The following is a 20480-nucleotide window of genomic DNA, read 5'->3' as shown; positions in this document are numbered from 1 at the left end:
TCCTTGCAGGCCAGTTCGCAGGTTTTGCAACCGGTGCAACGGCTGGAATCAATAAAAAATCCATACTGGGTTGTCATCGGTTACTCCTTACGCCTTTTCAACCTGAACGAGGTTCGTATGTGACGGGTTCCCCTTCGCCAGCGGAGAAGGACGTTGGGTCGTCAGTACGTTAATACATCCGCCCTGATCCACGCGTTTTGCATCCGGGTCATACCATGCGCCTTCTCCCAGGGCGACCACGCCCGGCATCATGCGCGGCGTCACTTTAGCCTCGATATGTACTTCGCCGCGATCGTTGAAGATGCGGACTTTATCGCCATTGTTGATACCGCGTTTCTGCGCATCCATTGGGTTAATCCACATTTCCTGGCGACAGGCGGCTTTCAGTACGTCTACGTTGCCATAAGTGGAATGTACACGCGCTTTATAGTGGAAACCCGTCAACTGCAGCGGGAATTTATCCGTTAGCGGATCGTTATAGTTTTCAAAACCTGGCGTGTAGATCGGTAATGGATCGATCACGTCGCCTTCCGGCAGCTCCCAGGTGGCGGCGATATCCGCCAACGCCTGTGAATAGATTTCAATCTTGCCCGATGGCGTTGTAAGTGGATTCGCTTGCGGATCTTCGCGGAAGTCTTTATAGGCGACATGGTGGCCTTCGGGGTCACGCTGTTTGAAGATGCCTTGCTTACGGAACTCCTCAAAGGTGGGCAGATTCGGAATGGATTTACGCGACTGTTCGTACAGATGACGCATCCACTCTTCTTGCGTCCGTCCTTCGGTAAACTGTTGTTCCACGCCAAGACGTTTCGCCAGTTCGCTGGTCATCTCATAAATCGTCTTACACTCGAAGCGAGGTTTAATCGCCTGGTCAGTGAAGATAACGTAAGACATGTTTCCGCAGGAGGCATCCAGCGCAAAGTCCATCTGCTCAGAAGCAGTGCAATCAGGCAACAGAATATCGGCGTATTTTGCCGACGATGTCATATGACAGTCGATAACGACGATCATTTCGCATTTCTTGTCATCCTGCAGGATTTCGTGGGTGCGGTTAATCTCAGAGTGCTGGTTAATCAAACAGTTGCCAGCATAGTTCCAGATCATTTTGATCGGCACGTCCAGCTTATCTTTCCCCCGCACGCCATCACGCAGCGCCGTCATTTCCGGGCCGCGTTCAATGGCATCGGTCCACATAAACATGGAGATGCTGGTTTCAACCGGGTTTTCTAACGTGGGCATACGTTCAAATGGCAGGGCATAAGACCCTTCGCGCGCGCCGCTGTTACCGCCGTTAATCCCAACATTACCCGTCAGGATCGCCAGCATCGTGATGGCGCGCGTGGCGATTTCTCCATTAGCATGACGCTGTGGCCCCCACCCCTGGCAAATATAGGCGGGTTTAGCACTGCCGATTTCTCGCGCCAGCTTAATAATGCGATCCGCCGGAATACCGGTAATTTGCGCCGCCCACTCCGGCGTCTTCGCAATACCGTCTTTACCCTGGCCCAGAATATAGGCTTTGTAGTGACCGTTTTTCGGCGCGCTGGCAGGCAAGGTTTTTTCGTCATAACCGACGCAATATTTGTCCAGGAACGGCTGATCGACCATGTTCTCGGTGATTAAGACATATGCCAGACCATTGACCAGCGCCGCATCGGTACCTGGACGAATCGGAATCCACTCATCTTCGCGACCGGCGCCGGTGTCGGTGTAACGAGGATCGATAATGATCATCCGCGCGTTTGATTTCTGCCGCGCCTGTTCAAGATAATACGTTACACCGCCCCCGCTCATGCGGGTTTCGCCAGGGTTATTACCAAACAACACCACCAGCTTACTGTTTTCAATGTCGGATGGACTATTGCCATCCGCCCAGCCGCCATAGGTGTAGTTCAGACCCGCTGCGATTTGCGCGGAAGAGTAATCACCGTAGTGGTTAAGATAACCGCCGCAGCAGTTCATCAGACGAGCGACCAGCGTTTTTCCTGGCGGCCATGAACGTGTCAAAGTGCCGCCCAGCGTACCCGTGCCATAGTTCAGATAAATGGACTCGTTGCCATACTCTTTGATAAGACGCTGCATATTGGTGGCAATGATATCGTAGGCTTCGTCCCAGCTAATACGCTCAAATTTACCTTCGCCGCGCGCGCCGACGCGCTTCATCGGATACTTGAGCCGATCCGGGTTATAGACGCGACGACGCATAGAACGACCGCGCAGGCAGGCGCGAACCTGGTGCAGGCCATCGTAATCATCGTTTCCGGTATTATCCGTTTCTACATATTTGATTTCGCCATCCACAACATGCATACGTAGCGGACAACGGCTGCCACAGTTTACCGTACAGGCGCTCCAGACGACTTTCTCGCCGGTTTTCGCCGGGCTTATCGCCTCTGCGGCGTTAGCGATGCGGGTAAATGGCAGGGTAAATGCGCTACTGGCCATCGCCAGGCCGCCTATCGCGGTGGTTTTGACTAAACCACGACGGCTCACCTCGGCTGCCAGCACGGCATCAGGGATCTTAGTTTTCATAAGGGCTCACTCTGCTGCTCACAATAAAAAAAACAATAAAACGATGTATAGAATTTTATATAGCGATAACGTCGCTATAAAGTCTGATATATATCGAAAAAATAGAAAAATAGCGTTAAAAACTGACCTTCATTCGAAATCAGTATTACCCCTAATAGGGTAGGGATTATTGTCCGGTATCAAACTGGCATAAAAAAAGCGCCCGAAGGCGCTTTTTAGAAGAAGAGAAAGCGAGGATTAGCCGATATATTCCAGTCCGTTCATGTACGGACGTAATACTTCCGGCACTTCAATGCGACCATCAGCCTGCTGATAGTTTTCCATCACGGCCACCAGGGTACGACCTACCGCCAGACCAGAACCATTCAGGGTATGGACCAGACGGGTCTTTTTGTCGGACTTGCTGCGACAGCGTGCCTGCATACGACGCGCCTGGAAGTCCCAGACGTTAGAGCAGGAAGAGATCTCGCGGTAGGTATTCTGCGCCGGAACCCAGACTTCGAGGTCATACGTTTTGCAGGCGCCGAAGCCCATATCACCAGTGCACAGAATAATTTTACGGTACGGCAGTCCCAGTAGCTGGAGCACTTTTTCCGCGTGACCGGTCATCTCTTCCAACGCAGCCATAGAATCTTCCGGGCGAACGATCTGCACCATTTCCACTTTGTCAAACTGATGCATACGAATCAGGCCACGGGTATCACGACCATAAGAACCTGCTTCAGAACGGAAACAAGGCGTATGCGCCGTCATTTTAATTGGCAGCTGATCTTCGTCGATGATTTCATCGCGTACCAGATTGGTCAGCGGAACCTCCGCCGTCGGGATCAAAGCATAGTTGCTGCTGTCTGCTTCTTCTTCCAGCGGACGGGTATGGAACAAATCGCCTGCGAATTTCGGCAGTTGACCGGTGCCATACAGCGTGTCGTGGTTAACCAGATACGGCACGTAGTTTTCGCTATAGCCGTGCTGTTCCGTATGCAGATCCAACATGAACTGCGACAATGCGCGATGCATACGCGCAATCTGTCCTTTCATCACTACAAAACGGGAGCCGGTCAGCTTAACCGCGGCGGCAAAGTCGAGGCCGGAGTGCATTTCCCCTAAGGTGACGTGATCGCGGATTTCAAAATCAAACTCACGCGGGGTACCCCAGCGGCTGACTTCAACGTTGTCGTTTTCATCTTTACCTACCGGCACTTCATCCGCAGGCAGGTTTGGGATGGTCAGCGCGATATTGCGGATCTCCGCCAGCAAGGTATCCAGCTCGGCTTTCGCCGCATCCAGCTCTTCGCCCAGTTTATTCACTTCCAGGCGTAAAGGCTCGATATCTTCCCCGCGCGCTTTCGCCTGGCCGATGGATTTCGATCGAGAATTACGCTCCGCCTGCAGGTTTTCCGTGTTGACCTGCAAAACTTTACGACGCTCTTCAAGAGCGCGCAGCTTATCTACATCCAGCTTAAAGCCCCGGCGTGCCAGTTTTTCAGCGACTGCGTCTGGCTCATTACGCAGCAGATTGGGATCGAGCATGCTTATCCTGTGCTTATCGAATAATAAAAGGAAACGCGATCAATTGATGATCGCCTCTGATTGTATTGATGAACGTAAACCGCGTTTACGTAATAGCGACGTTTTCGCCTTACCTGACCGACGACAGCAACAACGCATCCATTGCGCTATACCCGCGGACCTCATAAGCAACGTGCTATCAGGCATAACGAGGTTCATCATCAACGCCATGATACCTGGAGCATCATATTTAGAGATAACCTTACCGCAACGTTTACACTAGCGGTAGCGTTTTGTGGGGCTATTTTGATCCTGTTCAGCCAGCCAGGCGAGCTTTTCGCCAATCTTGCCTTCCAGACCACGATTTGTCGGATGATAATAGCGCGTTTGCGCGATTTCCGGCGGGAAGTACACTTCACCCGCAGCATAGGCATTGGGCTCATCGTGGGCATAGCGGTACTCCTGGCCATAGCCCATCTCTTTCATCAGTTTGGTTGGCGCATTACGCAGATGGACAGGAACGTCATAATCAGGACGTTCGCGCGCGTCGGCCAGCGCAGCCTTAAAGGCGGTATAGACGGCGTTGCTCTTCGGCGCGCAGGCGAGATAAACGATAGCCTGCGCGATCGCCCTTTCGCCTTCAGCCGGACCAACGCGGGTGAAACAATCCCACGCGGCAATGGCGACCTGCATCGCGCGCGGATCGGCATTACCCACATCTTCCGAGGCAATCGCCAGGCAGCGACGCGCCACGTACAGCGGATCGCCTCCCGCGGTAATGATACGGGCATACCAATAGAGGGCGGCATCCGGCGCGCTGCCGCGCACTGATTTATGTAAGGCGGAAATAAGATCGTAGAAGCGATCGCCTTTGTTATCAAAACGCGCGCTGCGCTCGCCGGCGATCTCGGTCAACAAGGAGGGCAATAAAACGCGTTTGCCGCTATCATCCGCCTCCGCCATATCGGCCATCATTTCCAGCGTATTTAAGGCGCGCCGCGCGTCGCCATTGACCAGCTCAGCAATCGCTCGCCGTGTCTCATCCGGTAACACGATATCCTGATCGCCGTAACCACGCGTTTTGTCCTGCATCGCCTGGTCCAGTACTTGCTCAATATCGTCAGTGGTCAACGATTTCAGCAGATAGACCCGCGCTCGCGACAATAGCGCCGAGTTCAGCTCAAAAGAGGGATTTTCCGTGGTCGCGCCGATAAAGGTGATAGTGCCATCTTCGATATGCGGTAAAAAGGCGTCCTGCTGGCTTTTGTTAAAGCGATGCACTTCATCGACAAACAGGATGGTACGGCGACCGGCATTACGATTCTGGCGGGCGCGCTCGATAGCTTCGCGAATCTCTTTTACCCCAGAAGTGACGGCGGAAATACGCTCGACATCGGCGCTGGCGTAGCGGGCGATCACTTCAGCGAGCGTGGTTTTCCCCGTCCCTGGCGGCCCCCATAAAATCATGGAGTGCAGATGCCCGGCCTCAATAGCGCGAGGCAACGGCTTACCTGCGGCCAGCAAATGCTGCTGGCCGATATACTGCGCTAAATTTTCCGGCCGCATCCGCGCGGCCAGCGGTTGAAACGTATTATCAGAAAAATCGAGCGACAGATTGCTCACTCATCGCCTCTACTTACGTTGGTCGTCTATCGTTACCCCTTGCGGCGGAGTAAACGTAAATTTTGACGGATCAACAGCGCCGTTTTGCTGGGATTTTAGCTGATAGGCGCTACGCTGATCGTCTTGTTCTACGGCGCTAAACTGGTGGATAGTCCCGTCGCGTCCCACATTGATGGTGAACTGTTTCAGATTGCCGTTGCTGGCTTTCGGCGTCAGCACAAAATTATCGCCATCCTGCTTAATATTATACTGCTGCCAGTCGCTGGCCTGGTTGCGGGCAATCAGCATAAACGGTGTATTTCCGGTGGCATCTTTCAACCACGTGGCGGTAGCCTGTTCTACAAACGGGTTATAGAACCATAACGTTTTGCCGTCAGAAACCAGAATACTCTCGTCAGGTTGCGTCATATGCCAGTTGAATAGATTTGGCCGCTTAACCCATAAATCACCCTGTCCCTCCTGCACCGCGGCACCGCTGCCATCGGTGACTTTTTGAGTAAAGGTGGCATGAAAGCTGCTCACTTTATCCAGACGGCTTTTCAGAGAGCTGGCGGCGTCAGCCCATACGCTGCTGGCTACAACGCTTGAAAGTAATGCACAGGCGATTGCCATTTTTTTCATCATTATTCCTCAGGTTTCGACACTCCCGACCAGGAGCTCCTTTTGCTTTCTATTCCAGGCCAAAAATCAGCATGAGGAAAGAAGAAAATACTGAATTTTGTTGCCGGATGGCAGCCTGCACAGCGCCATCCGGCTTACAGGTTTACTCAAAAGGCGGCGGAGCCAGCACTTCACGATTACCGTTATGCCCCTGAGCGCTGACAATACCCTGCGCTTCCATCTGTTCGATAATACGCGCCGCACGGTTATAGCCGATGCGGAACTGACGCTGAACGCCGGAAATGGACGCTTTACGCTTCTGGGTGACGAAATTAACGGCCTGATCGAATAGCGCATCTAATTCTTCGCCGCCGTCAAAACCGCCACCGCCACCTTCGCTTTCGCTGTCGGAGGTAATGCCATCCACATATTGCGGACGACCTCGAGCTTTCCAGTCCTGCACCACCGCATGGACTTCCTGGTCACGCACAAACGCCCCATGGACACGTACCGGCATGGTGGAGTTTGGTCCGGAGTAGAGCATGTCCCCCATTCCCAATAACGACTCAGCGCCACCCTGATCAAGAATGGTGCGGGAGTCGATCTTACTGGATACGGTAAAAGCGATACGGGTTGGAATGTTGGCTTTAATTAAACCAGTAATCACATCGACCGACGGACGCTGCGTCGCCAGTACCAGGTGAATCCCCGCGGCGCGCGCTTTCTGCGCCAGACGCGCGATCAGCTCTTCAACTTTTTTACCGACGGTCATCATCAGGTCGGCAAATTCATCAACCAGTACCACGATATACGGCAGTTTTTCCAGAACCGGATGCTGAACATCCATACTGTCGCCCGGCTTCCAGTACGGGTCCGGAATCGGACGCCCCATGCGGGCCGCTTCGGCGATTTTCTCGTTATACCCAGCCAGATTACGCACGCCGAGCGCGGACATCAGCTTATAGCGACGCTCCATCTCATTGACGCTCCAGCGTAACGCGTTAGCCGCGTCTTTCATGTCGGTAACAACTTCTGTCAGCAGATGCGGTATACCTTCATAGACCGAGAGCTCTAACATTTTCGGGTCGATCATGATAAAGCGAACGTCTTCCGGCTGCGCTTTATACAGCATACTGAGGATCATGGCGTTAACCCCGACCGACTTACCGGAACCGGTCGTACCGGCCACCAGCAGGTGAGGCATTTTCGCCAGATCCGCCACTACCGGATCGCCCGCGATATCCTTACCTAACACCACGGTAAGCGGCGACGGATTCTCGCGGAATTTGGCGTTATCCAACACTTCGCGCAGATAAACGGTTTGCCGTTTCTTGTTCGGCAATTCCAACCCTACGTAAGGTTTGCCTGGAATGACTTCCACAACGCGTACGGCTACCGTTGACAATGAGCGCGCCAGATCCCGGGAAAGGTTGGAGATACGCGCCGCTTTAACGCCCGGGGCCAGATTCAGTTCAAAGCGAGTAATGACCGGGCCTGGCGAATAGTTCACCACATCAGCTTTAATGCGGAAATCCGCCAGACGCGCTTCAACCAGACGCGCCATTTGCTCCAGCGCAAAGGTATCTACCGGTTCAACTTCGCTCGGCGGCGGCGTCAGAAGATCTAACGAAGGCAGCGGCGTCGTCGGACGCTGTAATGGACGACTGTCGCCGTTACGCATCAACAGCGGGTGAATCAGGCTGTCTTGCGGCGCTACCGGCTGTTGCGGCTGCTGATACTGCGGCTGCGGCGCTACCGGCTGTTGCGGCTGCTGATACTGCGGCTGCGGCGCTGTCGGTTGCTGCGGCTGCTGATACTGTGGCTGCGGCGCTACCGGCTGCTGCGGCTGCTGATACTGTGGCTGCGGCGCTACCGGCTGTTGCGGCTGCTGATACTGCGGTTGCGGTGCTATCGGCTGCTGCGGCTGCTGGTACTGTGGCTGCGGCGCTACCGGCTGTTGCGGCTGCTGATACTGCGGCTGCGGCGCTACCGGCTGTTGCGGCTGTTGATACTGCGGCTGCGGTGCTACCGGCTGCTGAACAGGCGTTGATTCGGGCATGACACTCGGCGTGAACAGCGGTTCGTGCGGACCTTTATCAACCAATACTTTCATTGGCGAGAAATCCAGATCGTCCAGTGAGAACGGCTGCGCGCCAGCGGGTTGCTCGCCGGAATATCGCTGCTGTTGCGAAGCGGCAAACTGACGGGCTAATTCAGCTTCCGCAGCGGTATCGTCATCTTCTGCCTGTTGAGTATCATGCTGATACGCCTCACCATAACGATGCTGCTGCGACTGCGCAAACTGACGGGCTAACTCGTCCTGATGCATTGCATCTATTTCTTCATCGGTTAGCTGCGCGCCCGTCTCGTACTGATTGCGCTCCGCCTCGCGGGCTTTTTCTTCTGCAATCCTCTGTGACGGCAGCTTAATACCGTACGACGCCAGTTCCCGTCGGGTCGGCACGCGAACGCGGTTCGGACGCGGCAGTTGCGGACCAATCCCCTCTTTCACCTGCGGACGCGGCGCGCCGCCGGTAGCCAGACCAAATGCAGGCGCAGCGGCCGCGGCGCCTGCTGCCAGGGCGCCACTCTTAATACCTGCGTCAAGCGACGCGGCGGCGGCTACCGCTTCCACTGGCGGTATGGATGGCGTGACAGATACCGTAGGTTTAACCGGCACGTTCTCTTTTACCGGCTCCGGAATCGGTTGATACCATGCCGCCAGTTGTTCGCGCTCACGGGCGCGTTTCTCTTCCACCTCTTCAAAATAGTAAAGCGGAGGACGGGCGGGTCTGGTCTCTTCTATGACAGGTTCAGGCTCGGTGGCAACCGGCTGTTCGATAACCGGCGGCGGCATGTGGGAAGGTTCAGCCGCTATCGGCTCCGGCTGATAAACCGGCGTCGGCTGATGGGTCGGCTCCGGCTGCCAGTGTTGTTCGGCATCCGGCGCCTGCCATTGCGGCTGTGTTTCCTGCGGCGCAAGAGAGTCATACTCTGCTGCGGTCGCTGGCGTCGCGGCGTATTGCGGCGCGGAAGCGACAGGCACAGGTTGCTGCCACGGCGCACTTTGCGCCTCCTGCGGTTGAGCATATTGCGGATGCGGCTGATACCCCTCCGGCGCAGGCGCGATAACCGGCTCGCCGGTTTGCGGCCCCGGTACGGGCTGCCACTCCACGGTCGGTTGCGCGACAACCGGCTCAGCCCCCGGCATGGGCGGCGTTTGCATTATGGGATCGGCGGACGCTGCCCACGTCTGGGTGACGGCGGTTGCTGCCGCAGCGGCGGCAACCGGTTCGGTGACAGAATGGCCGTTTAACAGCGGATCATATTCATCATATTCCGGCTGCGTCGCACGGTTGCCCGAAAACAGAACGTCGTCGGGATCGGCAGCGACGCCGCGTGCGCTATACTGAATGTCCTCGTCATCATCCATCCGTTTGCCGGAAAAGAGCGCGGCATCGGTCTGACGGCCCCGTGGATTGCTGAATTTTTCAGCCAGTCGCTTACGACGCGCCAACGCGCCGCGCAAAATACGCGCCCGGCGAGATTCACGCTGCACGCCGTCGGTTTCTTCATCGTATTCGTCATCATACTCTTCGTCGTCAACCCACGTATCATCACGCCGGGTACGGTTGCTGGCGAAGGTCAGTATATTAAGCAACCAGCCGCCTAATTTTTCGGCGATACTAACCCAGGACCAACCGGTAAAGAGCGTCAGCCCGGCAGCCCAAATACAGAGAAGCATTATCGTTCCGCCGCTACTATGCAACAACGGCTGCAGCGTGGTGCTTAACAGGCTGCCAATTACGCCGCCAGAGGCGAAATACCAGATATCGTCGGCATTAATGGCCGCCAGACCGCAGGAAGTGAGAATCAGCGCCAGCACGCCGATAAGGCGTAGCGACACAGCAAAATAGTCGATGTAATCATCCGTAGACTGATGACGCCACGCAAACCAGCACCCGCCGACAATAATGACAGGGATGGTGTAGGCCATTACGCCAAAAATAAAGAACAGTGTATCGGCCAGCCACGCGCCCGGCGCGCCGCCTAAATTATGGATGGGTTCATGCCAGGCGGTTTGCGACCAACTGGGGTCCGAAGGGTTAAAGCTCAACAAGGCCGCCATCAACCAGACGGCAAAAAGGGCAATAAGTATCAACAACGCTTCCAGAAGTCGGCGCCCGCTGCTTAACTTCGTCAATGTGACGTCTTTGTCTTCAGTATATTCCTGGCTCAAAAAAGGCTCTCCAGGTTCCAGGCTTTTCCTGCCCGATGCTAAAACGGACAACAGCACCGGGTTGCCCCGGCACTGTTGCTGTATGGATTAACAGGAGTGTAATCAAACTACGGCGATTTTGCACCTGTTCCGTGTTAGCGTGTCTTAATAACCAGACGATTACTCTGTTTTACCTCTTCCATCACTACGTAAGTTCGGGTGTCGTTCACACCTGGCAAGCGCAGCAACGTCTCTCCCAATAGTTTTCGATACGCTGACATATCCGGTACACGGGTTTTCAACAGGTAGTCGAAATCGCCGGAAACCAAATGACACTCCTGAATCTCTTCAAGCTTTTGCACGGCGGCATTAAACTGTTCAAACACATCCGGCGCGCCGCGATTTAAGGTAATCTCAACGAATACCAGAAGTGACGCATCCAGATAATGCGGGTTCAACAGCGCCGTATAGCCCTGGATAAACCCCTGTCGCTCCAGCCGACGCACACGCTCAAGGCAAGGTGTCGGCGAAAGCCCTACTCGTTTAGAAAGCTCGACGTTGGAAATACGCCCATCCTTTTGCAGTTCATTAAGAATGTTACGATCGATACGGTCGAGATCTTTGCCAGGGCGCTTCTTGCTATCTACCATTATTATTGTCTCTCTGTATTCCTTCCCTACTCCTGCCTGACTCTACTCACATCACTGTTCAGAGTCGCTGCCCATCACAATAGACCGAAACCCAGAGGGATTAACGGCGCGCAATGCCTGGTCTATGGTGAGAAGACCGTTGCCTCGCGGCAGCTATCGACATCACGAATGGCGTCTGTCCACGCCATGCGTAGATTTCACTAGCCCGGTAAACATGGTATTTACATGCATGATTATGCAGCACATACATAACACAGTTTTTTTCTTCCTCGAATGTTTTCGCAAAACAGCAGGTGATTGTCAAAGCAAAACATCGATTTTTAGTACAACATGCCAGTTATTCATTAGAGAGGGCGGTAAACTGTCATTTCGTCACCTTATAAGTTACCGATTTCAAGTAAAATTTGTGATGATAACGTCGCTGTCCCGGTCGTTCATCGGTTCATGCTATTACACATATTGTTAACAAAATCGTTATGCTCTTTTTTTACGTCTGTAAATTCCCTACAATTCTGCTCATTGTCTGCCAACAACTATGGGGATCTCATGGGCACGACCAAACACAGTAAGCTGCTTATTCTGGGCTCAGGACCGGCGGGATATACCGCGGCGGTGTATGCCGCGCGCGCAAATTTACAGCCAGTACTTATTACCGGTATGGAAAAAGGCGGTCAACTGACTACCACGACGGAAGTGGAAAACTGGCCCGGCGATCCAAACGATTTGACCGGCCCGCTGCTGATGGAACGCATGCATGAACATGCGGCAAAATTTGAAACCGAGATAATTTTTGATCACATCAACAAAGTGGATCTGCAAAATCGTCCGTTCCGTCTGACAGGTGACAGCGCAGAGTACACTTGCGATGCGTTGATCATTGCGACCGGCGCTTCCGCGCGCTATCTGGGGCTGCCATCGGAAGAAGCCTTTAAAGGGCGCGGCGTTTCCGCCTGCGCAACCTGCGACGGTTTCTTCTACCGCAACCAGAAAGTGGCGGTGATCGGCGGCGGTAACACCGCAGTTGAAGAAGCGCTTTATCTGTCCAACATCGCTTCGGAAGTGCACCTTATCCATCGCCGTGACGGTTTCCGCGCTGAAAAAATCCTCATTAAGCGCCTGATGGATAAAGTTGAAAATGGCAATATCATTCTGCACACCAACCGGACGCTGGAAGAAGTGACCGGCGATCAGATGGGCGTCACCGGTCTGCGTCTTCGCGACACGCAGCAGAGCGATAATATCGAGACGCTGGATATCGCCGGACTTTTCGTAGCCATCGGTCATAGCCCAAACACGGCGCTCTTCGAAGGCCAGCTTGAGCTGGAAAATGGTTATATCAAAGTTCAGTCCGGCACCCATGGCAACGCCACACAAACCAGCATCCCTGGCGTATTCGCGGCGGGTGACGTTATGGATCATATTTACCGTCAGGCGATCACCTCTGCAGGTACGGGCTGTATGGCGGCGCTGGATGCTGAACGCTATCTCGATGGTCTGGCCGACGCGAGCAAATAGTTTTTACAAATCAGTAACAAAAGTAAAAAAGGCGACTATAAGTCGCCTTTATTTTTGCGTCGTTGTAACATTGCCCCTGCCTGAAATTCTAATAACTCACCTGCTAAGCGTGCAATGAATAAAACCCGTCAAAAAGAGCTGACCCGCTGGTTAAAACAGCAAAGCGTAATCTCCCAACGGTGGTTGAATATTTCCCGCCTGTTGGGATTCATGAGTGGCGTATTAATTGTCGCTCAGGCCTGGATCATGGCGCGTATCCTGCAACATATGATCATGGAGAACATTCCACGGGAAGCGCTGTTGCTCCCTTTTATCCTGCTGATACTGGTCTTTGTCCTTCGCGCCTGGGTGGTGTGGTTGCGCGAGCGCGTCGGTTTTCATGCCGGACAACATATTCGCTTTGAGATCCGCCGTCAGGTGTTGGATCGTCTGCAGCAAGCCGGCCCTGCCTGGATTCAGGGCAAGCCCGCCGGTAGCTGGGCGACGCTGGTGTTGGAACAGATTGACGATATGCATGACTATTATGCGCGCTATCTGCCGCAAATGGCGCTTGCCGTTTGCGTACCGCTCTTAATCGTGGCGGCGATTTTCCCGTCAAATTGGGCGGCGGCGCTGATTCTGCTGGGCACTGCCCCGCTCATTCCCCTATTTATGGCGATGGTGGGAATGGGCGCGGCTGACGCCAACCGCCGCAATTTCCTGGCGCTTGCCCGGCTAAGCGGCCATTTTCTTGACCGTCTGCGCGGGATGGAAACGCTGCGAATTTTCGGTCGTGGAGAAGCGGAAACCGAGAACATTCGCGCAGCATCGCAGGATTTTCGTCAACGCACGATGGAAGTACTGCGCCTCGCCTTTTTATCTTCCGGCGTGCTGGAGTTTTTCACCTCGCTTTCTATTGCGCTGGTCGCCGTTTATTTTGGCTTCTCTTACCTAGGCGAGCTGAACTTTGGTCATTACGGTACTGGTGTGACGCTCGCCGCCGGGTTCCTCGCTTTGATCCTCGCGCCGGAGTTTTTCCAGCCGTTACGCGACCTCGGCACGTTTTATCATGCTAAGGCGCAGGCGGTTGGCGCGGCGGATAGTCTGAAGACATTTCTGGAAACACCCCTCGCCCACCCGGCGCGCGGCGAAGTTGAGCTGGCGGAAAACGAACCTGTAACCATTGACGCAGTCAATCTTATTATCACCTCGCCAGAAGGCAAAACGCTTGCCGGGCCGCTGAATTTCTCATTAGCGGCAGGAGAACGCGCCGTCCTGGTAGGACGCAGCGGTTCCGGTAAAAGCTCTCTGTTGAATGTATTATCCGGTTTTCTCTCCTATCAGGGATCTTTGCGTATTAACGGTGTCGAGCTTCGCGATCTCTCGCCGGAATCCTGGCGCCAGCATCTCTCCTGGGTCGGACAAAACCCGCAATTACCTGCGGCGACGCTACGCGAAAATGTATTACTGGCGCGCCCGGACGCCAGCGAGCAGGAACTTTATGCCGCGCTTGACGCCGCATGGGTAAGCGAGTTTTTACCGCTGCTGCCGCAGGGAGTAGACACCCCGCTCGGCAATCATGCCAGCAGACTTTCCGTCGGCCAGGCACAGCGTGTAGCGGTCGCCCGTGCGCTACTTAATCCCTGTCAACTGCTACTGCTGGATGAACCGGCGGCAAGCCTGGACGCTCACAGCGAGCAACGCGTCATGCAAGCGTTAAAAGCGGCGTCAAAACGCCAGACCACATTAATGGTGACGCATCAGTTGGAAGATCTCGCCGACTGGGACGCTATCTGGGTTATGCAAGATGGCGCGATTGTCGAACAAGGCAGTTATGCCGAACTCAGCGCTGCCAACGGCGCTTTTGCGACGTTATTGGCTCACCGTCAGGAGGATATTTAAATGCGCGCGCTACTCCCTTATCTGACGCTTTATAAACGCCACAAATGGATGCTAACGCTGGGAATTGCGCTGGCAATCCTGACCCTGCTTGCCAGTATCGGGCTGCTGACGCTTTCCGGCTGGTTCCTGTCCGCGTCCGCTATCGCAGGCTTCGCGGGAATTTACAGTTTTAACTATATGCTCCCGGCAGCCGGCGTGCGCGGCGCGGCCATTACCCGTACCGCCGGTCGTTATTTTGAACGTCTGGTAAGTCATGACGCCACGTTCCGCGTGCTGCAACATCTGCGTATTTACACCTTCAGCAAACTTCTACCGCTCTCCCCCGCGGGTCTGGCACGATATCAGCAAGGTGAACTGCTGAACCGCATCGTTGCCGACGTCGACACGCTGGATCATCTCTATTTGCGCGTCATCTCCCCGCTGGTCGGCGCTTTTGTAGTGATTATGATTGTCACCCTGGGGCTTAGCGTTCTCGACGTGACGCTGGCGATCACGCTGGGCGGCATTATGCTGTTGACGCTGTTTATTATGCCGCCGGTGTTTTATCGCGCCGGCAAAAATACCGGCCAAAATCTGACGCATCTACGAGGTCAGTATCGCCAACAGCTCACGTCATGGTTACAGGGCCAGGCGGAACTCACCATTTTTGGCGCCAGCAAACGCTATCGGGCGCAAATGGAAGCCACCGAATTACAATGGCATGAGGCCCAACGCCGACAGTCTGAACTGACCGCCTTATCGCAGGCGTTAATGCTGCTGATTGGCGCGCTGGCGGTGATGTTAATGTTGTGGATGGCCTCCGGCGGCGTTGGCGGCAATACGCAGCCCGGCGCGCTCATCGCGCTGTTTGTCTTCTGCGCGCTGGCGGCTTTCGAGGCGCTTGCGCCCGTTACCGGCGCATTCCAGCATCTGGGGCAGGTTATCGCCTCTGCGCTTCGTATCACTGAATTAACGGAGCAAAAACCGGAGGTGACCTTTCCACAGGCAGAAACTCCCGCGCCGGAAAAGGTCACACTCACCCTGCGGGACGTTTCGTTTCGTTATCCCGACCAGCCGATTAATGCGCTCAATGCCCTCTCATTACAGGCTAATCCTGGCGAGCATGTCGCTATTCTGGGGCGTACCGGCTGCGGAAAATCAACGCTGTTGCAGCTACTCACCCGCGCCTGGGACCCGCAACAAGGCGAAATTCTGCTCAACGATCTTCCGCTATCCTCGCTGAGCGAATCCGCCTTACGCCAGACTATCAGCGTGGTGCCGCAGCGTGTCCACCTGTTCAGCGCCACACTGCGTGATAATTTATTACTGGCGGCGCCCAATGCCAGCGACGAAGCCCTTTCCGACATGCTGCGTCGCGTCGGCCTCGAAAATCTGCTCGAAGATAGTGGGCTTAATAGCTGGCTTGGCGAAGGCGGTCGTCTGCTGTCCGGCGGCGAACTTCGTCGCCTGGCCATCGCCCGCGCGCTGTTGCACGATGCCCCGTTAATGCTGTTGGATGAGCCCACTGAGGGGCTGGATGCGACCACCGAGAGCGAAATGCTGGAATTACTTGCCGATGTGATGCGCGAGAAAACCGTCCTGATGGTGACTCACCGTTTGCGCGGCCTGGCCCGTTTTGATCAAATCATCGTAATGGACGACGGGCGCATCATTGAGCGAGGCACTCATGCAGAATTGTTAGCCGGACAAGGGCGCTATTATCAGTTTAAACAACGTCTGTAAGCTATTATTGAACGATCCGACTTGCGTACTGGAGTTTCGCCGTCATGCGTCTGGTTCAGCTTTCCCGACATTCTATCGCCTTCCCTTCGCCGGAAGGCGCTTTACGCGAGCCTAACGGTTTACTGGCGCTGGGCGGCGATCTCAGCCCTGCCCGGTTGTTAATGGCCTACCAGCACGGGATTTTCCCGTGGTTTTCGCCGGGCGACCCGATTCTGTGGTGGTCGCCCGATCCGCGCGCCGTGCTGTGGCCTGAAAAGTTTCACCTCAGTCGCAGCATGAAGCGCTTTCACAACGCATCCCCTTACCGCGTGACGCTCAATTACGCTTTCGATCGGGTCATTGATGGATGCGCCAATCACCGTGACGAAGGCACCTGGATAACGCGTGGTATTGAGGAAGCCTATCGCCGATTACATGAATTGGGCCACGCGCACTCCATTGAAGTGTGGCGTGATCAGGAACTGGTCGGCGGGATGTATGGCGTCTCGCAGGGGGCGCTGTTTTGCGGCGAATCGATGTTTAGCCGCCAGGAGAATGCCTCTAAAACCGCACTGCTGGTTTTTTGCGCTGAATTTATCCGTCACGGCGGTAAACTTATTGATTGTCAGGTACTTAATAGTCATACCGCCTCGCTCGGCGCCATTGAAATTCCACGTCGTGACTACCTCGATCACCTCGCGGCCTTACGCCAACAGCCGCTGGCCTCCCGTTTTTGGGTGCCGCGGACATTATTTTTGCCCCGGAAGTGAATGTTTTCGGCACATTTTTTATTGGGGTGTTATAATTGCTGCCGCAGAATTGGTTTAGCATATTATCCCGCAGCCCGTTGTCAGGTAACGCCCATCGTTTATTTCACCGTTCCCTTATATGTTGCGCTTATGTCGATACATCAGGCGGTAGTATCAGGGAAAGGGTGTATAACGCGGCGTTGTCGTGTGTCGCGGAATCATGTGCTAAACCTGGTTTGCTGTGTTTTAAACGCACAAATCTTTACTTATCAAAAGAAGTTCGGCATTATCTTGCCGGTTCAAATTATGGTAGTGATACCCCAGAGGATTAGATGGCCAAAGAAGACAATATTGAAATGCAAGGTACCGTTCTCGAAACGTTACCTAATACCATGTTCCGCGTAGAGTTAGAAAACGGTCACGTGGTTACTGCACACATCTCCGGTAAAATGCGTAAGAACTACATCCGCATCCTGACGGGCGACAAAGTGACCGTTGAGCTGACCCCGTACGACCTGAGCAAAGGCCGCATTGTCTTCCGTAGTCGCTAATTGTCTCCTCACGCCCTGAAGGGCGGCTGGATAAAAGGTCGGTTTAACCGGCCTTTTTTGCGTCCATTAAGTCGATGAATGACGAGCAGGTTACTCTTCCACCATCCGCGCATACTCTTCCGTCAAAAAATCGACCAACGCGCGTACGGAAGGTAATAATCCTCGCCGGGATGGGAACACAGCATGAATAACCTCCCGCCGGGGCTCCCACTCTTCCAGCACCGCGACCAGTTCACCGGCGGCCAGTTGTTCTTTCACCATTAAGACAGGTAACTGCACAAGCCCCACGCCCGCCATCGCCGCCTCGCGTAGCGCCAACATGTCTGTAGTAATCATACGCGGGGTAAAATGGACTTCCGCACGCGCGCCCTGCGGGCCGTAAAGTTCCCAGCGGTGGATATGCTTGCCGGATGCAAGACTTAGCCCTGGCCAATGACTCAACTCCGCCGGCGCGGAAGGGATTCCCATCCGTGCGATAAGATCCGGGCTGGCAAACAGGCGATGCCCTCTGTCAGCCAGGACGCGCATCACCAAGTCGCTATCTTCAAACGGGCGCGGCCTGACGCGAATCGCCACATCCACCCCCTCCCCTACGACGTCCACCCGACGATTGGTCGCTTCAAGCTGTAGCGAAACATCAGGATAACGCGCCATAAATTTCGCCAGCATTGGGCCGATGTGTACATGCAGCAGCGTCACCGGGCAGGTCAGCTTCACGATACCGCGAGGCTCTACCTGCAATGCGGCAATGGCATCCTGCGCCGCCTGAGCTTCCACCAGCATCGCTTTACAGTGCTCATAGAATGTTTGTCCCACTTCGGTAACGTTAAACTGCCGGGTGGTTCGCTGAATCAATCGCACGCCCAGCCGTTCCTCCAGTTGCGCAATACGCCGGCTCAGTTTTGATTTTGGTTCATCAAGCGCACGTCCCGCCGCGGCAAACCCACCCTCTTCGACCACATGCACAAACCACGCAAAATCATTGAGATCCGTTTTTATCATTACATTGTCCTATTAATGGAACGGTATGAGCCATTTTAGCCACTACCGAACCTTTTGTCATGAATATAAGCTTATTCACATCAAGACAACGCCACTGAGGAGAACACCATGAAACAGATTACAGGCGTCTATACCGCACCTCGCCCGCACTGGGTTGGCGATGGATTTCCGGTTCGTTCACTCTTTTCTTATCAGTCACATGCGCAGCAGTTGAGTCCATTCCTGCTGCTGGATTATGCCGGGCCGCACACATTTACGCCGGGTAATGAAAAACGCGGTGTTGGGGAACATCCACACCGCGGTTTCGAGACCGTGACGATTGTTTATAGTGGCGAAGTCGAGCATCGGGACTCTACCGGTCGCGGCGGCGTTATCGGCCCGGGCGACGTTCAGTGGATGACCGCAGGCGCAGGCATTTTGCATGAAGAGTTCCATTCCGACGCGTTTACCCGTCGGGGCGGCGAACTGGAAATGGTGCAGTTGTGGGTTAACCTTCCAATGAAGGACAAAATGACCACCCCGGGTTATCAAAGCATTACCCACGATGTTATCCCGACCGTTACGTTGCCGGATGACGCCGGAGTCGTGCGGGTCATCGCAGGGCGTTATGAAGAGACAAAAGGCCCGGCGCACACTTTCTCGCCGCTCAATGTCTGGGATATGCGCCTGCAACGCAATCGCCAGCTTACATTGGCACAGCCGGAAGGATGGAGCACCGCGCTGGTGGTACTGAAAGGCAATATCACGGTGAACGGCACGACGCCGGTCAACGAAGCGCAACTGGTGGTATTGAGCCAGCAAGGGAAAACGCTGCACCTTGAGGCCAGCAGCGACGCCAGCGTATTGCTGTTATCAGGCGAGCCGCTGAATGAACCGATTGTGGGTTACGGCCCATTTGTTATGAACACGAAACAAGAGATCGCAGAAGCAGTCCGCGATTTCAACTCCGGCCGTTTTGGCCAAATCTGAAAACATGAAGGAGAACACGATGTCAAGTCCTGCTAATTTTAATGGTTTGCGCCCGGTAATTGATGTTAACGATTCCGTAATGCTTTTAATCGATCATCAAAGCGGTCTTTTCCAGACCGTAGGCGATATGCCAATGCCGGAATTACGCGCTCGCGCCGCGGCGTTGGCGAAGATGGCGACGTTAGCGAAAATGCCGGTCATTACCACGGCATCCGTACCGCAAGGTCCGAACGGCCCGCTGATCCCGGAGATCCACGCTAATGCGCCACATGCGCAGTATATTGCACGCAAAGGTGAAATTAACGCCTGGGATAACGAAGATTTCGTTAAGGCGGTAAAAGCGACGGGTCGTAAGACGCTGATCATTGCCGGGACGATTACCAGCGTGTGCATGGCATTCCCGGCCATTAGCGCGGTAGCGGAAGGTTATAAGGTATTTGCCGTGATCGACGCATCCGGTACCTACAGTAAGATGGCGCAGGAGATCACCCTGGCGCGTATCGTACAGGCTGGCGTCATACCGATGGATACTGCCGCAGTCGCCTCTGAGCTGCAAGGCACCTGGAACCGTGAAGACGCCGCCGCGTGGGCCGACGTTTATACTCAGGTATTCCCGGCCTATCAACTATTGATAGAAAGCTACAGCAAAGCGCAGGATGTGGTGAAAAACAACGAAATGTTGGATTCACAGCGCTAATTTGCCTCCCCGCGCCAGTTTGGGCGGGGATTGTGTCTATTGCATGAGCAAACGACAGTGAATATGTAAATTCTGCTTGACCGTTTTAGCGCAACTCCCTATAGTAGCGCCCCGTTGCCCCCCAAGTGGTCAGGCAGCAATACAATATGGTGAGGTGTCCGAGTGGCTGAAGGAGCACGCCTGGAAAGTGTGTATACGGCAACGTATCGGGGGTTCGAATCCCCCCCTCACCGCCATATTTAAGAAAGAGCTCGTACGAAAGTACGGGCTTTTTTTTCACAT

The 20480-nt window shown here is 54.5% G+C and carries 15 protein-coding genes and 1 tRNA gene; 8 read left to right on the top strand and 8 right to left on the bottom strand.

What is annotated here, in order from left to right; translation table 11 throughout:
- The 7 genes from NA389_RS18960 to lrp form a co-directional block, all read right to left on the bottom strand.
- Positions 1 to 77, bottom strand: a 77-nt coding sequence (locus NA389_RS18960; protein ID WP_023215649.1) for a 4Fe-4S binding protein, incomplete at its 3' end; no start/stop codon positions are given.
- Positions 78 to 87: 10 nt separating this feature from the next.
- A complete protein-coding gene (dmsA, locus tag NA389_RS18955) occupies positions 88 to 2532 on the bottom strand; it encodes a dimethylsulfoxide reductase subunit A (protein ID WP_079917102.1) in 2445 nt (814 codons plus the stop codon).
- Between the two features lie 237 nt (positions 2533 to 2769).
- Positions 2770 to 4062 carry a serine--tRNA ligase gene (gene serS / locus NA389_RS18950; RefSeq protein WP_000886699.1) on the bottom strand — a complete coding sequence of 431 codons (1293 nt, stop codon included), beginning with the start codon at positions 4060 to 4062 and terminating at the stop codon, positions 2770 to 2772.
- A 258-nt stretch (positions 4063 to 4320) separates the two neighbouring features.
- The gene (gene rarA / locus NA389_RS18945; protein WP_000067786.1) at positions 4321 to 5664 is read right to left on the bottom strand and encodes a replication-associated recombination protein RarA; all 1344 of its coding nucleotides are present in this window, start codon (positions 5662 to 5664) and stop codon (positions 4321 to 4323) included.
- 9 nt (positions 5665 to 5673) lie between these two features.
- A complete protein-coding gene (gene lolA / locus NA389_RS18940) occupies positions 5674 to 6285 on the bottom strand; it encodes an outer membrane lipoprotein chaperone LolA (RefSeq protein ID WP_001519746.1) in 612 nt (203 codons plus the stop codon).
- A gap of 142 nt (positions 6286 to 6427) precedes the next feature.
- Complete coding sequence (gene ftsK / locus NA389_RS18935) at positions 6428 to 10504, bottom strand: DNA translocase FtsK (RefSeq protein ID WP_084921476.1); 4077 nt, start codon at positions 10502 to 10504, stop codon at positions 6428 to 6430.
- A 134-nt stretch (positions 10505 to 10638) separates the two neighbouring features.
- Positions 10639 to 11133: a leucine-responsive transcriptional regulator Lrp gene (gene lrp / locus NA389_RS18930; protein WP_000228469.1), complete on the bottom strand. Its 495-nt coding sequence runs from the start codon at positions 11131 to 11133 to the stop codon at positions 10639 to 10641.
- Between the two features lie 546 nt (positions 11134 to 11679).
- On the opposite strand from lrp, the gene trxB reads away from it, so the two are divergent.
- The 5 genes from trxB to infA all read left to right on the top strand — a co-directional run bounded on the left by trxB (position 11680) and on the right by infA (position 17530).
- Positions 11680 to 12648 (top strand): thioredoxin-disulfide reductase, encoded by a 969-nt coding sequence (gene trxB / locus NA389_RS18925; RefSeq protein WP_000537406.1) that lies wholly within the window; start codon positions 11680 to 11682, stop codon positions 12646 to 12648.
- Positions 12649 to 12762: 114 nt separating this feature from the next.
- Positions 12763 to 14529, top strand: coding sequence for a heme ABC transporter permease/ATP-binding protein CydD (cydD, locus tag NA389_RS18920; protein WP_001044531.1), 1767 nt, complete (start codon positions 12763 to 12765; stop codon positions 14527 to 14529).
- Positions 14530 to 16251 carry a heme ABC transporter ATP-binding protein/permease CydC gene (gene cydC / locus NA389_RS18915; RefSeq protein ID WP_001202249.1) on the top strand — a complete coding sequence of 574 codons (1722 nt, stop codon included), beginning with the start codon at positions 14530 to 14532 and terminating at the stop codon, positions 16249 to 16251.
- Positions 16252 to 16295: 44 nt separating this feature from the next.
- On the top strand, positions 16296 to 17000 hold the full coding sequence (gene aat / locus NA389_RS18910; RefSeq protein WP_001241640.1) for a leucyl/phenylalanyl-tRNA--protein transferase: 705 nt from the start codon (positions 16296 to 16298) through the stop codon (positions 16998 to 17000).
- 311 nt (positions 17001 to 17311) lie between these two features.
- Positions 17312 to 17530 carry a translation initiation factor IF-1 gene (infA, locus tag NA389_RS18905; RefSeq protein ID WP_001040187.1) on the top strand — a complete coding sequence of 73 codons (219 nt, stop codon included), beginning with the start codon at positions 17312 to 17314 and terminating at the stop codon, positions 17528 to 17530.
- Between the two features lie 90 nt (positions 17531 to 17620).
- On the opposite strand, the gene NA389_RS18900 is transcribed toward infA, so the two are convergent.
- Positions 17621 to 18532, bottom strand: a complete 912-nt coding sequence (locus NA389_RS18900) for a LysR family transcriptional regulator (RefSeq protein ID WP_000597928.1) — start codon at positions 18530 to 18532, stop codon at positions 17621 to 17623.
- 108 nt (positions 18533 to 18640) lie between these two features.
- Here NA389_RS18900 and NA389_RS18895 point away from each other — a divergent pair, with 108 nt between their 5' ends.
- From NA389_RS18895 to NA389_RS18885, 3 genes are all read left to right on the top strand, one after another.
- A complete protein-coding gene (locus NA389_RS18895; protein WP_000809969.1) occupies positions 18641 to 19501 on the top strand; it encodes a pirin family protein in 861 nt (286 codons plus the stop codon).
- A 19-nt stretch (positions 19502 to 19520) separates the two neighbouring features.
- The gene (locus NA389_RS18890; RefSeq protein ID WP_000097892.1) at positions 19521 to 20198 is read left to right on the top strand and encodes a hydrolase; all 678 of its coding nucleotides are present in this window, start codon (positions 19521 to 19523) and stop codon (positions 20196 to 20198) included.
- A gap of 148 nt (positions 20199 to 20346) precedes the next feature.
- Positions 20347 to 20434 (top strand) — tRNA-Ser (locus NA389_RS18885).
- Positions 20435 to 20480 lie beyond the last annotated feature (46 nt).

It is taken from the genome of Salmonella sp. NW645 (genome assembly GCF_051703725.1).
Taxonomy (GTDB): Bacteria; Pseudomonadota; Gammaproteobacteria; order Enterobacterales; family Enterobacteriaceae; genus Salmonella; species Salmonella enterica.
This window is presented reverse-complemented; position numbering and strand designations above follow the sequence as displayed.

What these genes read in the sequence shown, in the direction of transcription:
- lrp (WP_000228469.1), bottom strand. Translation starts at nt 11,133, where the DNA reads ATGGTAGATAGCAAGAAGCGCCCTGGCAAAGATCTCGACCGTATCGAT.
- NA389_RS18890 (WP_000097892.1), top strand. Translation starts at nt 19,521, where the DNA reads ATGTCAAGTCCTGCTAATTTTAATGGTTTGCGCCCGGTAATTGATGTT.
- trxB (WP_000537406.1), top strand. Translation starts at nt 11,680, where the DNA reads ATGGGCACGACCAAACACAGTAAGCTGCTTATTCTGGGCTCAGGACCG.
- lolA (WP_001519746.1), bottom strand. Translation starts at nt 6,285, where the DNA reads ATGAAAAAAATGGCAATCGCCTGTGCATTACTTTCAAGCGTTGTAGCC.
- cydD (WP_001044531.1), top strand. Translation starts at nt 12,763, where the DNA reads ATGAATAAAACCCGTCAAAAAGAGCTGACCCGCTGGTTAAAACAGCAA.
- NA389_RS18895 (WP_000809969.1), top strand. Translation starts at nt 18,641, where the DNA reads ATGAAACAGATTACAGGCGTCTATACCGCACCTCGCCCGCACTGGGTT.
- aat (WP_001241640.1), top strand. Translation starts at nt 16,296, where the DNA reads ATGCGTCTGGTTCAGCTTTCCCGACATTCTATCGCCTTCCCTTCGCCG.
- serS (WP_000886699.1), bottom strand. Translation starts at nt 4,062, where the DNA reads ATGCTCGATCCCAATCTGCTGCGTAATGAGCCAGACGCAGTCGCTGAA.
- infA (WP_001040187.1), top strand. Translation starts at nt 17,312, where the DNA reads ATGGCCAAAGAAGACAATATTGAAATGCAAGGTACCGTTCTCGAAACG.
- cydC (WP_001202249.1), top strand. Translation starts at nt 14,530, where the DNA reads ATGCGCGCGCTACTCCCTTATCTGACGCTTTATAAACGCCACAAATGG.
- NA389_RS18900 (WP_000597928.1), bottom strand. Translation starts at nt 18,532, where the DNA reads ATGATAAAAACGGATCTCAATGATTTTGCGTGGTTTGTGCATGTGGTC.
- dmsA (WP_079917102.1), bottom strand. Translation starts at nt 2,532, where the DNA reads ATGAAAACTAAGATCCCTGATGCCGTGCTGGCAGCCGAGGTGAGCCGT.